Origin of the sequence: Truepera radiovictrix DSM 17093 (assembly GCF_000092425.1) — a bacterium.
In the GTDB taxonomy this organism is placed as follows: Bacteria; Deinococcota; Deinococci; order Deinococcales; family Trueperaceae; genus Truepera; species Truepera radiovictrix.
On sequence record NC_014221.1, the window covers coordinates 2,176,591 to 2,197,694 of the forward strand.

Genomic DNA, 21,104 nt, shown 5'->3' on the forward strand with positions numbered 1-21,104 from the left:
GCCGTCGTCACGCGTCGGGGGTCAGCAGCACACCGCCCCCCGACCGGACGCTGACGACTAGATGCCCTTTCGCGCTCCCCACAGCTCGTCCATCTTGGCGCCGTAGTACTTGTCGATCTGGTCGCGCGAGAGCCGGGTGAGCTCGCTCTTGGGCAGCATCGACAGGATCGACCAGGCGATGTCGAGCGACTGCTCGATGGAGCGGTCCTCGGAGCCCTGGTTGATAAAGTGCTTTTCAAAGGCGTCGGCGAACTTGAGGTAGAGCTTGTCGTTCTCCGACAGGGCGTCCTCACCGGTGATCGCCACCAACCGCCGCAGGTCGAGGCCGTTGGCGTAGGCCGACTGGAGCTGGTCGGCGATGTTTTTGTGGTCGGCGCGCGTCTTGCCCTTGCCGATCCCGTTATTCATGAGCCGCGACAGGCTGGGGCCGGGGTTGATGGGCGGGTAGATGCCCTGCGAGTGGAGGTTGCGCGCCAGGTAGATCTGCCCCTCGGTGATGTACCCCGTCAGGTCGGGGATGGGGTGCGTCACGTCGTCGTCGGGCATCGTCAGGATCGGCAGCTGCGTCACCGAGCCTTTGCGCCCCTCGACGACCCCGGCGCGCTCGTAGATCGAGGCGAGGTCGGTGTACATGTACCCGGGGTAACCGCGGCGCCCGGGGATCTCCTCGCGCGCCCCACCGATTTCGCGCAGCGCCTCGCAGTAGTTGGTCATGTCGGTGAGGATGACCAGCACGTGGTAGTCGTGCTCGAAAGCGAGGTACTCAGCGGCAGTCAGCGCCATCTTGGGCGTCAAGAGGCGCTCGACCGCGGGGTCGTCGGCTTTGTTGAGAAACAGCACCGAACGCGCCAGCGCACCCGTGCGCTCGAACTCCTGGGTGAAGTAGGTGATCTCGCGCTGGGTGACGCCCATCGCGGCAAAGACCACGGCGAACTCGGAGCCCTCCCCTAAGACCTTCGCTTGGCGCGCGATCTGCGCGGCGAGCTCGTTGGCCGGCAGCCCCGAACCCGAGAAGATGGGGAGCTTCTGCCCGCGCACCAAGGTAATCAGGGTGTCGATCGTCGAGATGCCCGTCTGGATGAACTCCTCGGGTTTCTGACGGGCGACCGGGTTGATCGGCGCCCCGCCGATGGGCAGCCGTTTGTCGGCGACCACCTCGGGGAGGCCGTCGATGGGCTCCCCGATGCCGTTAAAGCGGCGCCCGATCATCTCGCGCGAGACCCCCAAGCGGGCGACGTCCTCGACCAGCCACACCTTCGTCGCCGAGAGGTCGATCCCCGAGGTCTCCTCGAACACCTGCAGCACGGTAAATTTGTCCGAAACCTCGATCACCTGACCACCGCGCTCGCGCCCGGAGGCGTCTTTAATGCGCACGATGGCGTTGTAGGCGAGGTCGGGGGCGTTCTCTAGAAACAGCAGCGGGCCCGAAACGTACGAGACCTCGCTATACTCTTTGCGCAAAAATTTGGTTGCCATAACTCCTCTGCCTTAGGCGGCGACGGCGAAGCCTTGAGCGATCTCTTTGAGGGTGGCCTCTTTGTAGGCGGCGAACTCGTCTTCGGGTACGTAGCGCGCGCGGTTGACGCGCTCGATGACGGGGCTTTTAAGCACGTCGTCGACGGTAGCGCCGGCGTCCAACGCCCGCCGCGCCTGATCGTTTAGCGCGATGATCATCTGCAGCATCCCGTAGGCTTTGCTGAGCGAGCACGAGGCGTCGACCGGGTCGAAACCGTTTTGCTGCAAAAAGTCTTGGCGCAAGATGCGGCCGATCTCGATAATAAGCCGCTCGTTGTCCTGCAGCGCGTCCGGCCCGACGAGCTGCACGACCTCCTGCAGCTCCGCTTCGCGCTGCAAGAGCGCGACCGCTTGGGCGCGCAGCTCGGGGTAGTCCTCGGCGACGTTTTCGCGGTACCAGGGCTCTAAGATGTCGGCGAAGAGCGTGTACGAGCGGTTCCAGTTGATCGCCGGGAAGTGGCGGCGGCGCGCCAAGGAGGCGTCGAGCGCCCAGAAGCAACCGGTGATGCGCAGCGTCGACTGGGTGACGGGTTCGGAGAAGTCCCCACCGGCGGGTGACACCGCGCCGATGATCGACACCGCCCCCTGCTCGCCGGCGAGCGTCGTCACGCGCCCCCCACGCTCGTAGAAGGCGGCGAGGCGCGAGGCCAGGTAGGGCGGGTAACCCTCCTCAGCGGGCATCTCTTCGAGGCGCGAGGCGATCTCGCGGAGCGCTTCGGCCCAGCGGCTCGTCGAGTCGGCCATGACCGAGACGCGGTAGCCCTGGTCGCGGAAGTACTCGGCGAGGGTGATCCCGGTGTAGATGCTCGCCTCGCGGGCCGCTACCGGCATGTTCGAGGTGTTGGCGATCAAGACCGTGCGGTGCATCAGCGGGTTGCCGGTCTGCGGGTCCTCGAGCTCGGGGAACTCGACCAGAACGTCCGTCATCTCGTTGCCGCGCTCCCCGCAGCCGACGTAGACCACGATGTCGGCGTTGCCGTACTTGGCGATCGACTGCTGGGTGACGGTCTTACCCGAACCAAAGGGACCTGGAATGGCGGCGGTCCCCCCCATGGTGAGCGGGAAGAGCACGTCTAGGATGCGCATCCCCGTTAAAAAGGGGGTCACGGGGTCGAGCTTTTGCTGCACCGGCCGCGCCTGCCGCACGGGCCAGGCGTGGTAGAGCTTGAGCTCGGTGCCGTCTTCGAGGGTCGCGATCACATCCTCGACGGTGTACTCGCCCTTGCCGACGATCGTCTTGATCTTGCCCGAGACGTTGGGCGGTACGAGGATCTTGTGGGTAAAGGAGAACTCGGGGACGGTGCCGATGGCCTGCCCCCCCTTGACCTCGTCGCCGACCGAGACCTGCGGGGTAAACGCCCACTTCGTCTCGCGCGAAAGCGAGTTGACGGTGATGCCGCGGTCGATATAGGTGCCCGAAGCTTCGTTGATCTTATCCAAGGGGCGCTGAATACCGTCGAAGATCCCGTTGAGCATCCCCGGCCCGAGCTCGACCGCGAGCGGCAGACCGGTCGACACCACGGGTTCGCCGACCTTGAGACCCCCCGTCTCCTCGTACACCTGCACGAAGGCGGTGTCGCCGTCGAGACGGATAATCTCGCCGACAAGCTTTTCGTTACCGACGCGCACGATGTCGAACATGCGCGCGCCCATCATCCCGCGGGCGATGACCGCCGGCCCGGAGATGCGCTGAATGGTTCCCTCAATCGCCACGTTGTCCTCCTCAGAGCGGCGTCACCCGGGCCCGCGCGGCGCGAGGTGACGCGGTTTCAGCAAGCGGCGCCGCTTCCCCATCCCCTTAGTGTAAGGCAAACCGGTCGGGGGGGTGCGGCGCACGCGCGTGGGTTACTCGAGCTTGACGTCGAAGCCGATCGCGCTCCGCACAAGCTGTTTCATGTAGTCCGTGGCGTCGGCGCCCTCGTCAAACGCGGCGCCGAGGCTCGGCATGGTAAGTAGCACGGGCAGCTCACGCCCCCGCATGGTGCGCGCCGACGAACGGTTGGGGTCGGCGATAAGCCCCTCGTCGACCGCCACGAGCCCGTAGGCGTCGGAGAGGATCAGCTCGTCGAGCACCTCTTGCGCGTTTTCCGGGGTCGCCTCGCGCACCTCGACCCCCGCCAACCGGAAACCCGAGGCGGTGTCACTGTCGGTTAGTACGATCATCCTAGGCACTGCCGAGCTCCTGTTCGAGCTGCGCGCGCGGCACACCGTAGAACTTGCCACGCGCCAAGAGCCTGAGCTTCGCCGCCTCCGTCTCGCGCAGGCGCAGGTAGTGCAGCACCACACCGACGCCCAGAGGGTCGCGCAGGTAGAGCTTGCGGGCAGCGCTCTCGAGCGCGCCGCGCAAGATCTCCTCGGCTTCGGTCAGACCACCCGCCTCGGCGACGGCGGCGAAGCTCGTGTTCGCGAGCGCCTGCGTGTCGCCCGCCAGGAGGCTCTCAAAGGTCGCGCGGCGCACCTCTTTGCCACCCCGCACGAAGAGCTCGTCGGCGGAGACCTCGCCGGTACCCTGCACTTTAAGGGCGGTGCGGATGTTCGTCGCGTCGATCTCGCGCTGGACGTAGCGGACGAAGTCGGCCGGAAAGTCCCCCGACGCGGCTTCGGCGATGAGCACCTCGAAGTAGGCGCGGTCGAGCGCGAGCTCAAAGGCGTAGAGGTCACCCTCTGAGGCGTAGCGCGCCGACGCCTGCGAAAAGGCGCGGCCGAGCGGGTGCCCCGTGATGGCGAGCGCCTGCGCCGCCGCGCTCAGGTCGGGGGCGGCGGCGATGTTCTCGAGCACCGCGGGCTTTAACGCGCCGGCCGGCATGAGCGCCCCCGTGACGTCCTCCGCTTCGCGCTCGGCGTGCTTCGCGCGCGCGATCGCTTTAAGGTTGTGCAGGTCGTAGCGCAGCAGCAGGAGCTTTAACAGGCGCTCCGGCAGACCGTCGGCGACGCTAAGCAGCGTGCGGGTGGTGCTGTAAAAGCTCCGCCCGAGCGCCTCGTCGACAGCGCCCAGGCCCCCACCGTAGCGCGCCTGCGCCTCCTCGAGCTCGCGCCCGTAAGGGGTCTGCGAAAGCGCGTTTAAAAACGCCCGAAAGTCGGAGGCGCCGAGCGCGTCGGTGTAGAACTCGGGCGCTAAAAGCTGCGCTTTAAGGCCGCGCACGCGGGCGTTGATGTAGCCGAAGTCCGCGGGCACCCTACGCCCCTTGCGCAGACCCCTGCGCGCCCTCTCCTTCGGGCTCAGCCATGAGGAGCTTGGAGACCTCCGACGCGAGCTCCTCCCGCGCCGCCCGGAGGCGGTCGAAGAGGGTGTTTTCGACCGTGACGTTGGAGGTCGCTTGGAGCTTGACCCCCCCCTGCACGCTCTCGTCGGCCTCGACCTTGTCGGCCAGACCGCGCCCCTCGGCGAGCTTGCGCGCGCGCGCGGCGTCGTCTGGGTGCACGAAGACCTTGGCGAGGCGTTCGGGGCCGCCGAGCGCCTCGAGCGCCTCGTTAAAGAGCGCCTCGAAGACAGCGCCATAGCGGCGACCATTTTTGATGAGCGAACGGAGCTCGGCTTCGACCGCCGAGAAGACCCCCTCGACCGCCTCGTGTTGCGCCCGCAGTCGCAACGACGCGGCCTCGAGCTGCGCGGCGCTTTTCGCGCGCACCTTCGAAGCCTCCGCCTGCGTCTGCGCTAGGCGCTCCCCCTGAGCGGTCAGCGCTCTCGCCTCCTCTTCGGCTTGAGCGACAATCTCCGAGGCGCGCGCATGCGCCTCGGAGAGGATGGTGTCAATCTCCGCGCTCGCTTCCTTTTCAAGCAGCGCCGTAAGATTGGCCATCGTTAGCCGATCTGGCCGTTGAGGAAGAAGGCGATGACGAAAGCGAAGATGATGATGGTCTCGGGGATCACCAGGTAGATCAGGATCTGACCGAAAGCCTGAGGGCGCTCGGCCAGGGTCCCCGCGCCCGCGCTACCGATCGAGGCCTGCGCGATACCGACGCCGATCGCACCGATACCGATAGCGAGCGCCGCGCCGAGGGCGATGAGACCGTCGCCGATCGAGGCGCCCGTAGCGGCGGCCGCCTGAGCCTCTTGCGCAAAACCGAAGCCAGCGAGGAGCGCCAAGACAAGAAGACCGAGAACCTTTTTCATGCTTTTCCTCCTAGGATGCGGAACGGCCGATACGGACGCCCCGTTTCTTCGTAAAAGCCGAATTTCGTGAAAAATTCGACGTAGTGAAGACGAAGCGGTTGCAGGGTATACGAAATGGCTTTGAGCGTCAAGGCGATGAGGTGCACCGCAAACGCTACCAGAATACCGAGCGCGGGTCCGACGATCGGCAGGGTACCGCCGAGCGCGTAGCCGAGGTCGGTCGCCAGGGTTGCAATGAGCGCCGCCGAGAGACCGACGGCGAAAAGCCGCAGGTACGAGAGGATGTTCCCCGAGTTGGAGATCAGCTCGACGAGCATCAAGGGCAGCCGCGAGAAGATGAGCCCGGCGAAAAAGATGGCGAAGCCGAGCGCCACGAAAAAGAGGACGAAGGCGTTGTCGGAAAGGTTATTCGTCAAAAACCCGTAGGCGAAGGTGACGATCGCGGCGATGCCCGCAAACATCCCGACGCCCTCCCAGAAGTGCTTCATATCGCCGTGGCGCAGCCCGTAGTAGGCGCGCAGCGCCCAGCCGAAAAGCACCTGCAGGGTGCCGAACACGAGCGCCAGCAGGAGTACGGTGTAAAAACCGGACTCGTGCACGCGAAAGATCGCGATGGGGATGACGCCGTGGTAGTGATCGCTATAGGTGGGGTAGAAGATGGGGTTGTTCGGCGGGAAGTGCTCCAAGAAGTTGCCGAAAAACTCGCCGTAGAGAAACCCCCACACCATCGTCCAGGCCGCGCACCAGTTGATCACGGTGCCGATGGGTCGCAGCGCGGTCGACGGGATCACGATACCCAAGGGGCCCAGGTTGAGGTTGTTACCCCGCGCGCCGCGGAGGCGGAACCAGACGCCCAGGGCCAAAAACAGCAAGCCGAAGCCGATGTCGCCGACGATAAAGCCGAAAAACAGCGGGAAAAAGAGGGCGAGCGTCCAGGAGGGGTCGAAGTAGCCGTACTTGGGCGGCGCGAAGAGCGACAAGAGCCCCTCGAACGGCTTGACCCAACCGGGGTTCTCGAGCTTGACGGGGACGTCCTCGTCGTGGTGTTCGTCGGCTTTGCGCACCTCGATGACGAGGTCGCCGCCAAACTGGCGCTCGAGCGCCGCGACGACCTGGCGCCGGTCTTTGGCCGGAACCCACCCCTGCAGCGCAAACCCGTAACGCCCCCCGGCAAGCTCACTCATCACCTCGTAGCGGGCGCGGTGGTTGAGCGCGACGTCGCGCACCAAGCGCAAGCGGCCGCCGTGGACCTTGCCGAGGTGAGCGAGGTCGTCTTGCAGCGTCTTGCGGCGCTTGGGGAGCGTTTGGGCGCGCTCTTGCATCACGTGCACGGCCTTGGCGACGCCGAGGTCTTTAAAGCGCTCCGGCAGCTGCAGTTCGGCCAACCCGAGGCGCGAGAGCAGCGCCTGCAGCTCGGAGAGCTCCCCTTTGAGCACCGCCACGACCGCCAGAAACCCTTTGCCGTAACGCCGCGTCGCGAGCGCGAAGCGGTTATCAAAGGTCTCTTTAAGAGCGGCGCGCACGCGGCTCAAAAAGTCTTCGGAAGGGACCAAAAAGGCCGCCCCACGCAGGTAACGCGACCCCTCGAGCTGCGCGAGCGTCGGGGCGAGCTCCCGAAAGGGGGGCAAGTAGGTGTTGATGAGGTCGAGTTCGTCGTCGATCTCGGCGCGTTCGGCGACGAGCGAGTCGACCTGGTTGCTAAGATCGTTGAGGTAAGCGCGCAGCTCGGAGAGGCTTAAGGGGACGCGGTCTTTGCCGGCGACCGGACCCTCGGCGGCCGAGAGCAGCTCGAGCAGCGCCTCGGTCTTGGCGACCACGCCGTCCCACGCCTCTTGCGCACGCCGGTCGCTCTCTTTAAGCTCGAAACGGGGGAGCGCGTCGCCGTGGGCGCGTACGATGTGCACTACGCCGAGGGTCTGCAGGCTCACGAGAAGGTCTTTGACGATCCCCTTGCGACCGACGACGAGCAGCTGCTCCATGGGCGCGATCACGGCAGCACCCGCTCCAACACCAGCTGCATCGCCCGCTGCTGGTTGCGCTTGGCGCGCTCCTGCACCGCCGCGACCTCTTGACGCGCTCTATCTAGCACCGCGTCGCGCTCACGCCCACTTTCGCGCTCCGCCGCCGCCCGCCGCTCCTGGGCTTCTCTCGCGGCACGCTGGCGCGCGGCCTCGAGGGTGGCTGCCGCTTTGGCTTCGGCTTCTTCGATCACCTTGGCCGCCTCTTGCCGCGCCTCCTCGACCTTGGCCAGGAGGCTCTGCTCCTCGTCGATAAGACGTTGTAGCAGTTTTTCGCCCTGGGCTTCCAAACGACCCTCCTTTCTGACCATAACGACGCCCACCACCGTACGTCTAGGACACCGAGCGAGACCCACCGCGTAGGCCACAGCTCGGCTCGGGTTCGCGTCATCCAGGCACAAAAAAACGCGACGTTACAACTCGCGCTTTGCAGACGTCAGCATAGCAACCCACTAGGGCGGTGTCAACGAAATCGGCGGCGGCTTGGGCCCCGACCAAACTCGCCCGACGACCACCCGTCAACGGGTCGCAAAGCCGTCCTGGAGGGGGGTGAGCGAGGCGCCGGCGGACGGCTACGGGTTCGCGCCTTTGGCGCTAGCACCAAAGCGAAACTGCAGGATAGGGGCATATGTCTCTAGGCGCCGCACCAGCGTGCCATCGGGGGCGTGCTGTGAGATCACGCGCTGACCCCGTTCGGCGAAGAACACGTAGCCCTCTTCGTCGACCCCGAGGTCTTTAAGCGCACCGCTCGCCCCGAGGTGAGGCGGCGCGGCCGTGAGCGTCAGGTGGGGTTGTAGCGGGTAGGGGGGTTCGCGTGCACCCAACGCGGCGCCCCCCCCGAACCCGCCGGCGTAGCGCGGGGTAAGCGGGGCGTCTGGCTCGGGCGCTGCGGCAAAGGACAGCGCAACGGTCCCTAGCTCGCTCCCCGAGAGCGCCATCTGGTGCAGCCGCGCTCGCCCCGCTTCGGCCAGGTAGAGCGTCCCCGTCGGGGCGAGCGCGAACCCCCCCACGGCGAGCCGTTGGCCCTCCGCGCGGAGCTCCCAGACGCCCCGGCAACGCCCCCTGGGATCGAGGCGCTGCACCCGCTGGTTGCCGTAGTCGAGCACGTAGAGGTCACCGCGGGCGTCGACCTGCAGGTCGCGCGGATCGCTAAAGCGCCCTAGCGCCCCCCCCTGACCGCCGAGGCGGGCGAGCAGCTCACCGCGGGCGCTAAAGCGCTGCACGAGGTGCGTTTCGGCGTCGAGGACGAGCAACGTGTCGTCGGGGGAGACGGCGAGCGCCACGGGCCGCAGAAAGTTGCCCGCGTCCATCCCGTAGTGGCCGAAAGCGAGCAGCACGCCGCCCTCTGGACACAGCTTGTAGATCATGGGGTAGTCAGCGCGCAACCCCTCCTCGTGCACCGCGACGTAGAGCGCCCCGGCGGCGTCCTTCGCGCACGCTCGAGGCAGCGCGGGGAGCACCCCGCCGGCGGCCTCGAGCGCGCCGAGCACCGTATGCGGCTCGCCGTCGCGGCTCCAGGCGCGCAGCGCCCCCTCGGGCGAGGCGAGCGCGCAGAGGAGGCGCCCCCCCTCACCCGGCGGAGGCGTCGCGGCGCGCAGCGACGCGGCCTCTAGGCGCGCTTCGACCGTGGCGAGGTCGGGGCGCCGCTGCGGGTCTTTGGCGATCATCGCCATCACGAGCGCCTCGAGGTCGCTCGGAACGCGCGGCGCGTGCTGTCTGGGCGGGGGCGGCTGGGCGAAGATCTGTTGGTGCATCACGACCTCGTACCCGCCGCGAAAGGCGGCTTGGCCCGTCAGGAGCTCGTAGAACACCAGACCGAGGCTGTAGACGTCGCTCCGCTCGTCCGTTTTGAGACCGCGCACCCCCTCGGGCGACATGTAGCTCGGGGTACCGACACGTCCCGGCGCCACGTCGTTCGTCTCCCGCTGGCCTACCCCGTCCACCGCGTCCCACGCGCCCGCGACCCCAAAGTCCATCAGCTTGAGCGCGTCGGGCGCGACCACGACCTCACCGCGCCGCCGCCGCAGGCCGTCGCGGCGCAGCATCACGTTGGCGGGTTTGAGGTCGCGGTGCACGATCCCCGAGGCGTGGATGTAGCGCAGTGCACGCACCGCCTGCAGCATCAGTTCGCGGCTCGTGGCGTAGTCCCCGACGTGTTCGGGGACGTCGACGTAGCTCTCTAGGCTCACGCCGTCCACGAACTCCATCGCTAGGTAGTGTTGGCCCGCGACGCTGCCATGTTCAAAGGTCCGCACGACGTTGGGGTGATCGAGGCGCCTAGCGACCTCCGCCTCGCGGTGAAAGCGGCGCACAAACGCGGCGTCGCGCATAAACGCCTCGGCCGGCACCTTTAGCGCCACCCACCGGCCGTCGCGCCGCCGCCGCGCCCGATAGACGTTCGCCATCCCCCCTGAACCGAGCTTTTCGTGCACCTCGAAGCCAGGGAGGTCCCACAAGTCAGCAGGGCCTCTGCGCCCCTCCACGACCCCGTTGCCCCCACCGCCACCGGGTCTTAAGCGGCGCTCCCCCCGCTGCGCACACCTACCCAAGCCGAGTAGGAGCACACTAGCGCCCAGGATCACGAAGAGGGCGAGGACCACAGGGAGCACCGCTACGCCTCCAGATGGATTTGCCCGCAGAGCGCAACTCCCGCGAGCGTCCGGCAAGGCGCCTGCAAGCATCCCTGACGACTGCGCCAGGACCCCCCCCGAACAGCTTACAGGGTACGGCAGCTACTCTTACAAAAAACCAACACGCCAGAAAACCAGCACGCCTCTGCGGCCCACCCTACGCCGGCGTCGTTACGCGCAGGGCTCCCCCGTCAGTTGCCCTTGGGACGCGGCCGTTTGATGGTCTCGAGGTAAGGGAAGCGCTCTAACAGGCGCCGGTAGCTACAGAAGAGCTCGAGCGCCTCCTCCGCGCTCCCCGGCAGCGCCTTGAGGCGCAAGTAGGCGGCGTGCCCCCCCGGAAAGCGAAACGTCGGCGTGCCGAAGACGTCGAGCGAGGCGGCGCGGTAGTGCTCCTGCGCGAGCACGGTGCGGCATTCGGGGTTCGCCATGTCGCTCTGAAAGCGGCACAAATCGAGCCCCACGGCGGCAGCGACGCTGTGCAGGGTGTCGCGCGAAAAGGGCCTGTGGTCACGGTGCCGCGCGCGCATCAGCTCGAGCCGGAAGCGGTCGTGCAGCTCGCGCCCCTGCCGCCGCGCCGCGCACGAGGCGAGAAAGGGCAAAAGCCCGCGGTTGCCCCCCTCGTCCCCCTCGGTGAGGCGCTCGTTCCAGAGCTGCCACGCGCCACTGCCCGCGCGCGCGGCGCGCTGCGCTTCGTGGTTGCTCTGGTAGAGGCTAAAATGCTGCCACTCGAAGGTGAGCCCCAGAGGTTCGCGGACGAGCTCCACGAGCTCCGCCCCACGCCAAGCGTAGGGGCAGACGTAATCGAAAAAAACCGTGACCACCTCGTTCGACATGAGGGTATTAAAGCCCGCCTTCACGGTGTCCGAGGTAAGCCGTAGCACAGCGCCCTTTGGCGGTGCCGCCAAACCCGTCTAAGATGGCGGCGCTGTCAGCACCCGCCGGTTGCCGTGCGCGGCCAAAAAGCGTCCCTAGGGCGCGCCCTAGGGACCTACCACGAGCTGGCCGTTACAAACGGCTCGCGACCCGCGCTAAAGGTCAGTTCTCCCCCTGCACGGGGCGGGGCGGTTCGCCGATCTCGCCGAAGCGCGCCTCGTACTTGCGGACGTTGTCCTCGAGGCTGCGTAACAGCGCCTTGGCGTGGTGGGGGCTGGTGATCACGCGCGACCCGACCGAGGGCGGGTGCCCCGGGTAGGCGAGGGCGAAGTCGAGGATGAATTCGTCGCGGGTGTGGGCGATGATCGCGACGTTGGCGTAGCGCCCGCGGGCGACCTCTTTGTCGACTTCGAGCTTGATCTCTTTCATGGCCATAGCGTTACCTCCTGCCTCAGCCTACCGCAGAACCCAGGGGGAGCGCTGTCGGGTGTCGGCAACGACCCCACGCCCTAGGGCAGCGCGACCTCCTGCGGCACCGCCCCCAGCTCCGCCGCAGCGGCGTCGCTCTGCTGCGCGAGCACGGCGTTGAGAACCTGCTCGATGGCGTGGTCGGTCAGTTGATCCGTGTCGGCCGCTTCGAGCACCGGTACACCGGCGAGCTTCGCTTGCCGCACGATAAAGTCTTGCAGCGTGCGGATCTCGCCAAAGTGTTCCAGATAGTACTCGCGGCGGCGACGGCTGCCGGTCTGCACCTCGCGCGCGCCGAAGTACTCGCGGTGCAGCTCGGGGTCGGAAACGCACACGACGAGCTCGACGACCGTCGCCTCCTCGAGCTCGAGCGGCAAAAACCCGGGGACCAAGTGGATGCCCTCGAGCACGAGCGAGGTCGCCTCTTGAACGCTGCGGCTAATAATCGCGCCGACGGCCGTGGTGAGCTGCTGCACCTGGCGCTGAAAGCCACGGATCACCCGTTTGCGCTTCGGCTTGGCCGCCTCGCTCGGCAGCAGCTCGGCGCGCCACGCGGTAAAGCTCGAGGCGTGCAGCGCGGGGCTCAGCTCGGCGCTAATCAGCGAACGCAGCGCCTGCCTCACCGAATCGGTCGAGACGATGCGGGGGACCCCCAAGCGGTAGGCGAGCGCCGAAGCGAGGCTCGACTTCCCCACCCCAGGGGCACCGCCGATCAGCACGATCAGCGGTTTCGTGGGGCTGCGGACGCTGTGCAGCAGCTCGTAGCGGCGCACGAACTCCTCCCCCGCCTCCTGCAACAGCAGCTTTTTGACGGTGCGGCGCACCGTCTCCACGCTCACCTCGCGCTCGCCGAGGCGCCACAGGAGCAGCTCGGTGCGCTTGGCGAGCCCGTGCGACAGCTCCGGCGCTAGCCCTAGCGCCATCAGCGACTGCGCCAAGATGCCCCTCGAGTAAGGGAGCGCGCCGCCGTCGCGCCGCACAAGGAGCTCCGAGGGCGCGCCCGCTTTCGCCTCGAAGCGCGCGCGCGCCTCCTGCCCGTAGCGCGCGCCGATGGCGAGCGCGGTGTAGTGCACGAGTTCAGAGGTACCGATGACGCTCTGGCCGGTGCGCCGGAGCGTCCCCTCGACCTGCCGCGCAAGCAGGTTCCCCTCCTTAAAGGAAAACCCCCGCTTTTCAAGCCACGCGGCCAACGTGCGCCGCGAAAAGGGCGCTTCGCCGCTCTCGGTGCGCACGACCAGGGGGACGAAGGGGGGCGCTTCGCGGAGCCGCGCGCTCATCTCCGGACCGTACGCCTCCTCGACGAGCGCGGCGAGCGTCTCGATCAAAGCACCCAGCTTGACGGTCTTGAGTCCCTTTTGACGGTGATGCTTTTCGAGCGTCCGCGCCAGGCGGATCGCCTCATCGGTCCCCAGCCCGACGCCCTGCAGGGCCTCTACGACGGCACCCAAAGTAAAGGGGACCTTGTCGCCATCGCGGATGATGTAGAGCTCAGCGCGTTTCACAGCCCCTCCCTTCGGTTAGGTAGTGCCGCATCATACCCCCCTCGCTGCGCTGCCCCCCATGGGCCGACGCGCCTACGTCGCCCCCCCGAACGCACCAAGCTCTCGCAACGTGTCGAGCAGGTCTTTGAGGATGTTGCCGGTCATCCCCCAGATCAAACGGCGCTGCCAGGTGTAAAAGTGGATGACGCGGCTGAAGTGCTCCAGAACGCGCGTCTCGCTGCGCGGGGTGAGCGCGGCGAGCTCGGCGAGCGGCACCGCGAAAACCTCCTCGACCTCGGTGGCGTTCACCGCCAGGGGTTGCGGCCACGGGAGGACGCCGACGATCGGCGTGACGATGTACGCGGCCGGGGAGGGGTGATCGTGCAGCGTCCCGAGCAGCGCCCCCTCCGGTACGGCGACGCCGATCTCCTCGAAGGTCTCGCGGCGCGCCGCGTCGGCGGGCGTCTCGCCGGGGTCGACGCGCCCCCCCGGGAAGGCGATCTGCCCCGCGTGGTTGGCGAGCCGGCTGCTGCGCACGGTAAAGAGCACCTCGAGCCCACCGGGGGCGTCTAACAAAGGGACGAGCACCGCCGCGCGGCGAAACCCCGGCAGCACCATCGTGTCGCGTTCGCGCGCGGCGAGGGCGCGGCGCAGCTCGAGGAGCAGGGGTGGGGAGGTCACCTGGGGGGCGCGTGGCGGGGCCGCCCCCGGGTCGTTCGGCTCGTCACCCGACACGAGCCTCTACCGCCGGCCTCGTCCCATGGGCGCGCGCGTCCGCCGCCTCGCGCAGCGCCAGCTCGGGGTTCACCCCCTGCGCGCGGGCGTAATCGACGACCGCCAGGAGCAGCGCGCCCACCTCGCCCGCGTCGAGGGCGCTCACGACCGCCTCTTTGGAGCCCGCCTCCCAACCGAGCTTTCGGCCGAGCTCCGCAGCGCGCATCAGGGCGCTCAGACTGCGCGGCACGCGCTCCGCGGGGCTCGTCTCCCCCGTTTCCTTTTCGGCCGCCTTGATCGCCTGCCAGTTACGCACGACCTGCTCGGCGCCCGAGACCCGCACGTCGCCGAAGACGTGGGGGTGGCGGCGCTCGAGTTTTTCCACAATGCCCCCCTCGATGTCCTCGTAGGAGAAGCGCCCCGCCTCCTCGGCGATGACCGCGTGAAAGGCCACCTGCAAAAGGACGTCGCCGAGCTCTTCGGCCATCGCGCCCGCGTCGCCGCTTGAGAGCGCGTCGACCGCTTCGGCCGCCTCCTCGAGCAGATAGGGCCGCAGCGTCTCGTGGGTCTGCTCGCGGTCCCAGGGGCAGCCGTCCGGCGCGCGAAGACGGCGCATCGTCTCTAGCAAACGTTGCATAGGGGTAGTGTACGAAAAATAGCCATGAGTGCTGAGTAATGAGCGCCGAGTGAGCTGTTCTACTCCGTACTTATTTCTGGGGACTCGGTACTTGGATCACCCCCCACTGCCGCCCCGTCCGCCCCCGGTCGCGGCGGTGCGAGTAGAAGCGGCGGTCCTCATAGGTGCAGAGGCCGCTGTCCCAGAGGTTCGCTTCTTGCACCCCGCTCTCTAAAAGCAGCCAGCGGTTGGCCCCCGGGACGTCCAGCAGCACGCCGGCACCGTTTTCCTTAAAGACACCCTCCGGGAACCCCGCCGCCAAAAACGCGCGCGCCACCTCCGGCCCGACCTGGTAGTAGGGTTGCCGGATCGCCGGACCGAACGCCACGCGCACATCTGCCGGGTCGCAACCGAAGCGCGAGCGCAGCGCCTCTACGGTGCGCTGCGCCAACCGGGCGACCGTCCCGCGCCAACCGCAGTGCGCCGCGCCGACCGCGCCGGTGCGGGGGTCGTGGAACAGTACGGGCAGGCAGTCGGCGGTGCTGACGACCAGCCACAGCCCCGGGGTGTCGCTCACGGCGGCGTCGGCCTCCTCCTCGAACCAGCTCGGGGAGGCCTCGAGCACGCGGTCGCCGTGGACTTGGTGAAAGGCGCAAACGTCGCCTTGTGCAGCGCCGAGCACCTCCAGCACGCGCCGCCGGTTCTCCGCGACGGCCGCCGCGTCGTCGCCGCTCGAGAGCCCCAGGTTGAGGCCCGCGTAGGCGCCCCCGCTCACCCCGCCGGCGCGCGTGGTAAAGCCGTGGGGTGCGGCGATGTTGGGCGCTCGGATAAGCTCAGGCATGAACCCGCTCGTCCTCGGCGAACCAGACGAGGAGCGTGATGAGCGCGACCTGCAGCGCCAGCCGCCAGAGCAGGACGAGCGGCGGCACCCACGCCAGCCCGACCGCCGCGGGGTTCACGAGAACCGAGACGGATACGGGCAACGACACCGCCATGAGGAGCGCTAGGCCGTAGGCCGCGGCGCGGCGAACGGGGCGCAGCAGCAACCCGATCCCGCCGAGCAGCTCGAGCACCCCGCTGAGGAGCACCCAGAGCACGGGGACGGGGACCCACGGCGGCGTCAAGCGCACGTAGAGCTCCACGAGGGCGAAGTGCAGGGTGCCGACGACGATGAAAAGCACCCCGACGAGGATGCGCAAGGGCCGTTTAACGCGCTCCATGAACCTCCCTCAATTGGTTGCTCGCCGAGGCCACCAGCTCGAGCTTGCGCGCTCTAGAGAGCCGCTTGATGGCGTGCTCACGCCGTAGCGCCGCCCCGCGGCTCTCAGCCGCCTCCAAGTAGACGAGCTCGGCAGGGCCGTGACGCTTCGTAAAGGCCGCGCCGCGACCCGCGTTGTGCTCGGTTAGGCGCCGCAGCGGGTCGGTGGTGACGCCCGTGTAGAGCGCGCCGCTGCGGCAGCGCAGCACGTAGACGTGCCAGGGCACCTCAACCCTCACGCGGCGCGTCGGGAAGGCGCTCCCCTGCGCGGATGGGCACGCCTAGGTGGTTTTCCGCCGGGGGCAGCGGGCAGCGGTAGCGGGCCGAGTAGGCGCAGAAGGGGTGATAGGCGTAGTTAAAATCGAGGGTGACGCGTCCGCCCGTGGCGGCGCCAGCCTCGAGGTAGCGCCCGGCACCGTAGGTCTCCGTCCCGCTCGTGGCGTCGCGGAAGGGGATGAAAAAGCGCTCCGGCTCCCCGCTCGCGAGGTGCGCCGGTACGAAAAGGGTGAGCTGCAACGTCCTCCCCGCCAGCGTAAAAGTCGCGCGCCCGTAACGCCGGTAGGGCTGCGCGTCGCCAGCGCTCGTCGTGAGCCATACGGTCTGGGGCGGGTCGAAGGGCTCGAGCAGCGCCTCAACCGCGTAGGCCCCGTCTTCGGGGTAGTACGTGAGCCCCGCGAAAGGGCCCTCTACCGGCGCGTCGGGGCTCGACTCGAAGTAGCGGTCCTTGTCGCGCCGCCAGCGCGCCACGGCGCTCTCCTGAGTGCGCGCCATCAGTACGCGCGCACCTCGGCGCGCACGTCACCGAGGCTTAAAAGCCACTCGGTCACGGCGTGCACGGCGCCGTGCACAGTCTCGGTCACGACGGGGTCGCCAAAGGGCTCCAAACCCACGATGAGCCCCCCCGAGCGCCGCGCGCGCACGCTCACTAAGACCTGTTGGCGCAGCTCCGGTTCGTCCACGGTCGCGCGCACGAGCCACTTCTCACCGTGCTCGGGCTCGTCAGAACCCAAACTCCGCGCGACCTCGTGCAAGATGACGTGGCCGTCCCCATAGGGGACGACTTGCTTGCGAAACGTGACCGTCGGGGGCAGCGCCCCCGTCAAAAGTGCGTGTGGCATCGTCTCCTCCCGCCGTAACCCGGGCACCTCCGGCACCACCGCGCCGGTAGCGCGAAACACCTGATAAAAGAGCCTTTTGCCCTGCCCCTTCCACTTAAGGGCGTACTTGGTCTCGAACACGGCGGGGGGCGCTTCGGCCTCCTCGAGCGCGAACGCCCCTGACGCCTCCGCCTCGCGCTGCGCGAACGCCAGGTACTCGGGGTGGTCGGTCGCGAGCAGGATCACCCCGCGCGGTGCGAGGCGGGCGGCGGCCAAGCGGAAAAAGCTCGCGCGCAAAAGCCGCCGCCCTTCGTGCCGCTCTTTGGGCCAAGGGTCGGGGAAGTTGACCGTGATGCTTGCCAAGCTACCCGGCGGAAAAAGGTGGCGCACGGCGAACTCGGCGCCGACTTTGAGCAGCTTGACGTTGGCGACGCCCTCGCGCCGCACCCGCTTGAGGCCGCGCTGGAGGCTCGCCGAGGAGATCTCTAGACCCACGAACCGCTCCTGGGGCGCCTCGAGGGCGCGCCGCACGGTGTAGCGCCCGTCGCCGAAACCGACCTCTACGTGTAGCAGGGCGGCGGGGTCGTGGTGCGGAAACTGCGCGGCCCACTCGAGGGGGAACTGAAAGCGCCGCCACGGCAGCAGCGGCCCGCTCGGCGCGGTGAGAAAGGTCGTGGTGAGAAATCCGGGAGTGGGGCCTGGCATGCTTCAGCCTACCGCAGTTACGGTACCAACAACCTTCAGGCAAAAGGCTACCGTTAAGTGTTGATGAGCAGCGGCCGAGGAACGCGCCAAGCATATAGAAGACTCGGCTCGAGCAAAAACCTTGTCTAGGGAGACAACTAAGTTTAAACCAACGTCGTTACAACCCGCATCAGCCTTCCTCACGCTTTGCACTTGTTACACTTGGCCTACGCACAAGCACCCACAGCCTCAAAAGTCAGGCGATGCTTTAGACTTATGACGTGAGTGTCGTAGAGAACGAGCGCGAAAAAAGGGTTACACAAGCCGATGTGGCTCGCCTAGCGGGCGTTTCCCGCTCGATCGTGTCATACGTTATCAATAACGGGCCGCGTTCAGTTTCAGAGGAGAAACGACAACGGGTGCTTAGGGCTATAGAACGGCTCGACTATCGTCCCAACAAGCACGCTCAGATGCTCATCCAAGAAAAGTGGGAATCGGTAGCCGCGAATCAGCTTGGCGTCGTGATCAGCAGCGTCAACGCTTTTAAAAGGCCTTACTACGGTGAGATTTTGGCGGGTCTCCATGAAGAGGCGCATCGGCGGGGGTACCACATCCGCTTTATTCGCCTTTTCGAGGCGTTACGTAATCCTGCGCTTTTGAACCAACTCATACACAAACACGAGGTCTCGGGGCTTGTACTGCTAGCGCTCGACCAGGTCCTCCACACGGCAGCAGACAGGGAGCTGCTTGAGAAGATCGTCGGACGTGTTAAACGGGTGGTGTGCCTCGAGTGGCACCATAAGGGCTTACTCTCGGTGACCTTCGACCGGTACCGCGCCGCCTTCGATGCTGCCGCACACTTACTAGGTCTCGGCCACCGCACCCTCGCCTACATCGGTCCTGCTGACGAGCGCGTCGGTGGCGTGCGCGCGGCCCTCTCAGAGGCAGGCCTCGCCCTAACGCGCGAGGCCAACGACGCTCACTCGGGCTTTGAACAGGCGGTGGCCCTCAAGGAGACAGCTAGCCTTACGGCACTCGTTGCCGGTAGCGACGAGGTAGCCTTTGGCGTGCTCAAGGCTTGCCACCGTCAAGGCGTGCGGGTGCCCGACGATCTCGCGGTCGTCAGCATCGACAATATCGACCTCGCAGAGTTCGCTCTTCCCGCCCTCACAACCGTCAATGTACCGAAGCGCGAGCTGGGGCAACAAGCAGTGCGGACGTTACTCGAGCAAGGTGAGGGGTTACCTGTAACGGTCACGCTACCTACCAACCTAGTGGTACGTGAGTCATGTGGGGCACGCAAGACCTACTAGAGAATGATTTGACACGTGTTGACAGCACGATAATACATCCATATGCTCAAAAGCGTTAGACGGCTTGCTACTGCTCGCCTCACCCAAAGGAGCGCTATGTCCCCCCGACCCCACTTCCCCGCGCTGTTACACGGTGCTGACTACAACGCTGAACAGTGGCTCGCCTACCCAGAGGTCCTTCACGACGACCTACAGCTCATGAAGGACGCCGGGGTTAACTGCGTCAGCGTTGGTATCTTTGCGTGGTCGATGCTCGAGCCTGAGGAGGGAGTGTTCGAGTTCGGCTGGCTCGACACCCTCATGGACTCGCTCGCCAACGAGGACATCCACGTCATCCTCGCGACACCCAGCGGGGCGCGACCAGCGTGGCTCTCCGAGCGCTACCCCGAGGTGCGCCAAGTCGACGCCACGGGGAGGCGCCTGCCACACGCGGGACGCCACAATCACTGCCGCACCTCACCGGTCTACCGCGAAAAATGCGGGGCCATCAACCGCCTCCTCGCGTCGCGCTACGCCACGCACCCAGCGCTCTTTATGTGGCACGTCTCGAACGAGTACGGCGCGACCCCCTGCCACTGCGAGCTTTGTTACGCTGCCTTCCGAAACTGGTTACGTAAGCGCTACGGCGACCTGGAACGTCTCAATCACGCTTGGTGGACGACCTTCTGGAGCCACCGCTATCGCTGCTGGGAGGAGATCCGGCCAGTCGATCCTTCCATTCAGGGGCTCATGCTCGACTGGCAACGCTTCACGAGCGACCAGACGCTCGACTTTTTCCTCGCTGAGTCGGCACCGCTGCGCGAGCTGACGCCTAAGGTACCCATCACGACGAACTTCATGCAACCGGACGTGGGACTTGACTACTGGGTGTTCGCACCCCACGTCGACGTCATCTCTTGGGACTCGTATCCGCGCTGGCACCAGCACGGCGTCAGCGATGCAGAAACAGCCGCACGCACTGCCTTTTATCACGACCTACACCGCTCTTACAAAAAGCAGCCCTTTATGCTCATGGAATCCACGCCGTCGGTGACGAACTGGCAGGGGATAAGCCGCCCCAAGCGGCCAGGGTTGCACCGACTCGCCTCGCTGCAAGCGGTGGCACACGGCTCGAACAGCGTGCAATATTTTCAGTGGCGACAGAGCCGTGGCGGTGAGGAACAGTTCCACGGGGCAGTTGTCACGCATCAGAACACTGCAGACACTCGCGTTTTCCGTGAGGTGGCTGCGCTCGGAAGCACACTCCAGAGGCTTACAGACGTGCTCGAGACAAACGTCGAGGCACAGGTAGCCGTCATCTATGATTTCCAGAACGAGTGGGCACTAAGGTGGTCTCAACTCCCCCAAAACGAAGCCAAGGATTACCAGGCCTGCTGTCTAGAGCACTACGGGGCGCTGTGGCGGCAGGGAGTAGCGACCGATATCCTCTGCGCCGACGGCGAGCTGTTACGCTACCGGCTCGTCGTAGCGCCCATGCTCTATATGCTGCGCGAGGGGGTCGCAGAGCGGCTTGAGGCCTTTGTACAGGGGGGTGGCACACTAGTCATGACCCACACCACAGGGCTCGTGGATGCAGGTAATCTTGCCTTTCTTGGTGGCTTCCCAAAACCACTACGCCGGACACTCGGGCTCTGGGTCGAGGAGAGTGATGCCCTCTATCCAGGCCAGGAAGGGCGTATCGAGATGTTGTCCACCTCCAGTATGAGCGGGTGTTATATCTCGCGCTATGTCGCTGACCTCCTTCGCCTCGAGACTGCTCAGCCGCTCGCACACTACACCTGCGAATTCTACGCGGCCACCCCAGCAGTGACCTGCAACGCGCACGGCGCGGGGCGCGCTTACTATCTCGCCACGAGACTCGATGGGAGGTTTTTAAATAAGTTTTATAAACTACTCCTTAGTGACTGTGGCATAAGGACGTTCGAGCTGCCCGAAGGGGTGTCGGTGTCAGTACGCCAAGGAAAGGATAAGTGCACCGTATTCGTCATGAATTTCAACAACGCGCCGCAGAGTGTAGCGCTCGAATCGCTCGGCTTGGAACCTGTGGAGGTAGGCCCCTACGGCGTAGAGGTGGCGACGGCTGCGCGCCAAACTACCTCCTCGTGAGGGCAATCAGCAGGTGATTATAAGGTGCCCCAGTATTTCAACACGTGTTGACAACGCGAACCAAAAACCCTATGCTACCCCAAAACAACCTGGCCGCGTCGGCTCACGAAAGGAGAGGCTATGTCACCTAACTGCTCTTCTTCCACACAAATGGGGAAGATAGCGCTGTGCGCTCTTTGAAGTTAGCCGCCTCGCTTGCGGCGTTCCTTACACTTAC

At 66.3% G+C, this 21,104-nt stretch carries 21 protein-coding genes; 2 read left to right on the forward strand and 19 right to left on the reverse strand.

Features of this window, described 5'->3' with window-relative positions:
* Positions 1-57: 57 nt before the first annotated feature.
* The 19 genes from TRAD_RS09995 to trmB form a co-directional block, all read right to left on the reverse strand.
* Positions 58-1,476, reverse strand: coding sequence for a V-type ATP synthase subunit B (locus TRAD_RS09995; protein ID WP_013178496.1), 1,419 nt, complete (start codon positions 1,474-1,476; stop codon positions 58-60).
* Between the two features lie 12 nt (positions 1,477-1,488).
* Positions 1,489-3,171, reverse strand: coding sequence for a V-type ATP synthase subunit A (locus TRAD_RS10000; RefSeq protein WP_373466581.1), 1,683 nt, complete (start codon positions 3,169-3,171; stop codon positions 1,489-1,491).
* A 189-nt stretch (positions 3,172-3,360) separates the two neighbouring features.
* Positions 3,361-3,678: a V-type ATP synthase subunit F gene (locus TRAD_RS10005; RefSeq protein ID WP_041947240.1), complete on the reverse strand. Its 318-nt coding sequence runs from the start codon at positions 3,676-3,678 to the stop codon at positions 3,361-3,363.
* 1 nt (position 3,679) lies between these two features.
* On the reverse strand, positions 3,680-4,690 hold the full coding sequence (locus tag TRAD_RS10010; protein WP_013178499.1) for a V-type ATPase subunit: 1,011 nt from the start codon (positions 4,688-4,690) through the stop codon (positions 3,680-3,682).
* A 1-nt stretch (position 4,691) separates the two neighbouring features.
* A complete protein-coding gene (locus tag TRAD_RS10015; RefSeq protein ID WP_013178500.1) occupies positions 4,692-5,315 on the reverse strand; it encodes a V-type ATP synthase subunit E in 624 nt (207 codons plus the stop codon).
* Positions 5,316-5,317: 2 nt separating this feature from the next.
* Positions 5,318-5,629: an ATP synthase subunit K gene (locus TRAD_RS10020; RefSeq protein ID WP_013178501.1), complete on the reverse strand. Its 312-nt coding sequence runs from the start codon at positions 5,627-5,629 to the stop codon at positions 5,318-5,320.
* Positions 5,626-7,620, reverse strand: coding sequence for a V-type ATP synthase subunit I (locus TRAD_RS10025; protein WP_049773088.1), 1,995 nt, complete (start codon positions 7,618-7,620; stop codon positions 5,626-5,628). Before TRAD_RS10025 ends, TRAD_RS10020 begins: the two co-directional genes overlap by 4 nt.
* Positions 7,617-7,937, reverse strand: coding sequence for a V-type ATPase subunit subunit G family protein (locus tag TRAD_RS10030; protein WP_185095158.1), 321 nt, complete (start codon positions 7,935-7,937; stop codon positions 7,617-7,619). Before TRAD_RS10030 ends, TRAD_RS10025 begins: the two co-directional genes overlap by 4 nt.
* Before the next feature lie 282 nt (positions 7,938-8,219).
* Positions 8,220-10,256 carry a serine/threonine-protein kinase gene (locus TRAD_RS10035; RefSeq protein WP_013178504.1) on the reverse strand — a complete coding sequence of 679 codons (2,037 nt, stop codon included), beginning with the start codon at positions 10,254-10,256 and terminating at the stop codon, positions 8,220-8,222.
* 212 nt (positions 10,257-10,468) lie between these two features.
* Positions 10,469-11,110 carry a DsbA family oxidoreductase gene (locus TRAD_RS10040; protein WP_041947909.1) on the reverse strand — a complete coding sequence of 214 codons (642 nt, stop codon included), beginning with the start codon at positions 11,108-11,110 and terminating at the stop codon, positions 10,469-10,471.
* 202 nt (positions 11,111-11,312) lie between these two features.
* Positions 11,313-11,585: a DUF3467 domain-containing protein gene (locus TRAD_RS10045; RefSeq protein ID WP_013178506.1), complete on the reverse strand. Its 273-nt coding sequence runs from the start codon at positions 11,583-11,585 to the stop codon at positions 11,313-11,315.
* Between the two features lie 74 nt (positions 11,586-11,659).
* A complete protein-coding gene (locus TRAD_RS10050) occupies positions 11,660-13,120 on the reverse strand; it encodes an AAA family ATPase (protein WP_013178507.1) in 1,461 nt (486 codons plus the stop codon).
* 72 nt (positions 13,121-13,192) lie between these two features.
* Complete coding sequence (locus TRAD_RS10055; RefSeq protein ID WP_013178508.1) at positions 13,193-13,834, reverse strand: NUDIX hydrolase; 642 nt, start codon at positions 13,832-13,834, stop codon at positions 13,193-13,195.
* Positions 13,824-14,450, reverse strand: coding sequence for a MazG family protein (locus tag TRAD_RS10060; protein WP_013178509.1), 627 nt, complete (start codon positions 14,448-14,450; stop codon positions 13,824-13,826). The genes TRAD_RS10055 and TRAD_RS10060 overlap by 11 nt, the downstream gene beginning before the upstream one ends.
* 70 nt (positions 14,451-14,520) lie before the next feature.
* A complete protein-coding gene (pgeF, locus tag TRAD_RS10065; RefSeq protein WP_013178510.1) occupies positions 14,521-15,270 on the reverse strand; it encodes a peptidoglycan editing factor PgeF in 750 nt (249 codons plus the stop codon).
* On the reverse strand, positions 15,263-15,649 hold the full coding sequence (locus TRAD_RS10070) for a DoxX family protein (RefSeq protein WP_013178511.1): 387 nt from the start codon (positions 15,647-15,649) through the stop codon (positions 15,263-15,265). Before TRAD_RS10070 ends, pgeF begins: the two co-directional genes overlap by 8 nt.
* A complete protein-coding gene (locus TRAD_RS10075) occupies positions 15,636-15,914 on the reverse strand; it encodes a GIY-YIG nuclease family protein (RefSeq protein ID WP_013178512.1) in 279 nt (92 codons plus the stop codon). Before TRAD_RS10075 ends, TRAD_RS10070 begins: the two co-directional genes overlap by 14 nt.
* A gap of 1 nt (position 15,915) precedes the next feature.
* Complete coding sequence (locus tag TRAD_RS10080; protein ID WP_013178513.1) at positions 15,916-16,458, reverse strand: DUF1684 domain-containing protein; 543 nt, start codon at positions 16,456-16,458, stop codon at positions 15,916-15,918.
* Positions 16,458-17,489 (reverse strand): tRNA (guanine(46)-N(7))-methyltransferase TrmB, encoded by a 1,032-nt coding sequence (gene trmB, locus TRAD_RS10085; RefSeq protein ID WP_013178514.1) that lies wholly within the window; start codon positions 17,487-17,489, stop codon positions 16,458-16,460. The genes TRAD_RS10080 and trmB overlap by 1 nt, the downstream gene beginning before the upstream one ends.
* A gap of 260 nt (positions 17,490-17,749) precedes the next feature.
* On the opposite strand from trmB, the gene TRAD_RS10090 reads away from it, so the two are divergent.
* Entirely contained in the window at positions 17,750-18,781 is a 1,032-nt protein-coding gene (locus tag TRAD_RS10090) for a LacI family DNA-binding transcriptional regulator (RefSeq protein WP_041947242.1), read from the forward strand.
* Between the two features lie 96 nt (positions 18,782-18,877).
* Entirely contained in the window at positions 18,878-20,887 is a 2,010-nt protein-coding gene (locus TRAD_RS10095) for a beta-galactosidase (protein ID WP_013178516.1), read from the forward strand.
* Positions 20,888-21,104: the final 217 nt, after the last annotated feature.